Genomic DNA, 262 nt, shown 5'->3' on the forward strand with positions numbered 1-262 from the left:
TCGTCAACCAGAACTTCGTCAGCGACTTTGGAGAGATTCTTCGCTTTGACGGCAGGACAGGCGTGTTCCTTGGCAAGCTTGTTTCTTCAAGTGACAGGGGCGCGCCCTTTGCTCCGCAAGGCATCGTCCAGGGTGCGCCGGGCGACCGCTTTTACGTTGCGGATATCGGCACGCAAGGGAACACCTGTGACAGTCAGGGCAACATCAGGGAATATGGCGAGTCTGGCGCCTTCCTGGGCAACCTCGACCGGCGCAATTTCAC

The 262-nt window shown here is 58.4% G+C and carries 1 pseudogene; it reads left to right on the forward strand.

Features of this window, described 5'->3' with window-relative positions:
- Positions 1–262: pseudogene (locus SB717_RS36990) on the forward strand (hypothetical protein); the annotation flags it as partial.

Origin of the sequence: Priestia sp. SIMBA_032 (assembly GCF_046535215.1) — a bacterium.
GTDB classification, from domain to species: Bacteria; Bacillota; Bacilli; order Bacillales; family Bacillaceae_H; genus Priestia; species Priestia aryabhattai.